This is a genomic window from Streptomyces sp. H39-C1 (genome assembly GCF_027158125.1).
In the GTDB taxonomy this organism is placed as follows: domain Bacteria; phylum Actinomycetota; class Actinomycetes; order Streptomycetales; family Streptomycetaceae; genus Actinacidiphila; species Actinacidiphila fildesensis.
Window position 1 is genome coordinate 1 of sequence record NZ_JAPVLS010000231.1, and the last position, 1,847, is coordinate 1,847.

At 70.9% G+C, this 1,847-nt stretch carries 3 protein-coding genes; all 3 read right to left on the reverse strand.

Going from position 1 to position 1,847, the window contains the following annotated elements; all coding sequences use genetic code 11:
• Positions 1-496, reverse strand: a 496-nt coding sequence (locus tag O3W51_RS47850; RefSeq protein ID WP_269290361.1) for a glycosyltransferase family 2 protein, incomplete at its 3' end; no start/stop codon positions are given.
• A gap of 132 nt (positions 497-628) precedes the next feature.
• The gene (locus tag O3W51_RS47855; RefSeq protein ID WP_269290363.1) at positions 629-1,207 is read right to left on the reverse strand and encodes a hypothetical protein; all 579 of its coding nucleotides are present in this window, start codon (positions 1,205-1,207) and stop codon (positions 629-631) included.
• Positions 1,204-1,847 (reverse strand): molybdopterin-dependent oxidoreductase (locus O3W51_RS47860; protein ID WP_269290365.1); only part of this gene is annotated, 644 nt, incomplete at its 5' end. The genes O3W51_RS47855 and O3W51_RS47860, both read right to left, overlap by 4 nt.

Consider the following 1,847-nt stretch of genomic DNA (forward strand, 5'->3'; position numbering starts at 1 on the left):
CCAGGCCGAGCAGCGCGGTCCGCCGGGCGGCCCGCATCGGGCCGAGGTCGTGCAGCCGCAGACCGGTGCGGCGGCGGATGCGCCGGGCCAGTTCGAGGTTGGCGAGCCGGGCGTGCGGCGGCCAGGCGCCACGGGCGGTCGGCCTGCGGCGGCCGAGCACCAGGTCGAGATCACCCCGCAGCACCGGGTCCGCGACGGACGGCAGCAGGGCGGGGTCGAGCGAGGCGTCGCAGTCGCAGAAGCAGACGATGTCGGCGGTCGCGGCGAGCAGTCCGGCGTGGCAGGCGGCGCCGAAGCCCCGGACCGGCTCGCGGACCACCGTCGCGCCGAGGGAGGCGGCCAGGACGGCGGAGCCGTCGGTCGAGCCGTTGTCGACGACGATCGCCCGCCATCCGGGCGGAATGCGCTCCAGCACCCAGGGCAGGGCGCCGGCCTCGTCCAGGCACGGCAGTACGACGTCGACGGGCGGTGTCGGTGGGTTGGTCACGCTCCTCACCCTACGAAGCAGAAACCGACATTCCGGGCTTTGGATCCTTACGAAACACGTACATCGGCCTTCTGGGCCTACGGACCTGCCCGGTCACGCTGTTCTGACACGCTCGACGCGGCCAGACGTGGTCACACCGTTTCAGGCTTCGTCATCCGGTGCCTTGTGCCCAGGTGGAGGTTGAGGACCTGGTCCGGCAGATGGAGAGCCAGTTGGCGGTGCGCCAGGACCGGGCTGCATCGGTGGCTGGGGGCGCGGGGTGCGTTGGCGCCACATGGAGGTAATCAGGCAGAGGGCTGAGGCGGCGAAGAGTGCGGCGGTGATGAGCAGCCAGCGGCCGAGGAATACGTCGGAGGGCAGGCCCGTAGCTAGGTGATAGCCGAGGACCTTGTTGAGGATCAGGGGGTACCAGGTGATCAGCAGGAGCAGTGCGACGAAGGTCGGCACGCGCAGGTAGTTGATCCACTGCTTGGGGGTGCGGTGGTGTTTCCCGGAACCGCCGCGGGAGCCCAGAAGGGCTTGTGTCGCACGGTCGGTGACGGTGTACAGGGGGAGCAGCACCAGATCGTGGATGAGGGCCGCTCCCACGAACCAGATCACGATGCGGAGGGTGTCACCTTCGAGGAGTCGGGTCCCTGCGTATGCGGTGAGGGCGAAGGAGCACAGGATGAGCAGCAGGTGCAGGGGGGAGGCGCCGTAGCGGGCGCGGACGCTTTTCACAGGGTGCTCCCGAAGGTGAGGCGGGTGACCCATTTGGTGTTGTGCACGCCGGGGTTGGCGGGGACGATGATGCGGGCGGGGTAGCCGTGGTCCGGGGTGAGATCGGCGCCGTTGACCCGCAGTGCCAGCAGCGACCGGGAGTCGCGGACCTGGTTGTCCCGCAACACCGTTGACCGGAAGGCGCCGCCACGCTGTACGGATTCCACCGCGACGCCCGGCGGGCTGGTGTGCAGGCCGACGAGCGCGGCCAGGTCAACAAGCCGCACGCCGGACCACTCCTGGTCGTCGGTGGACCACCCCTCCACGCACGCGATCGGCAGTGAGGCTCCGTGTTGTGGCAAAGCCAGGACCTGGGCTCGGGTGAGGACGATCTGCCGGGTGCCGGCGCGCACGGTCAATCGCCACTCCGGCCCGATGTCACGGGCCCGGATGCCGACGTCGGCCGCCGTCTTGTTGATCTGGAAGCCGCCTGGACCCGAGCCAGGGTTCGGGCCGCCGTGCGGGGCCAGCAGCGCGACGCGGCGCAGTGGCCCGCCGATGCTCTGCCCGGCCGTGACGACCAGCAGGGCCGCGGATCCCAGGCCCACCATCCCCAGCGCGCCGCGTCGCGACATCGTCGGCGGGGCCGGCCGCGGTGAGA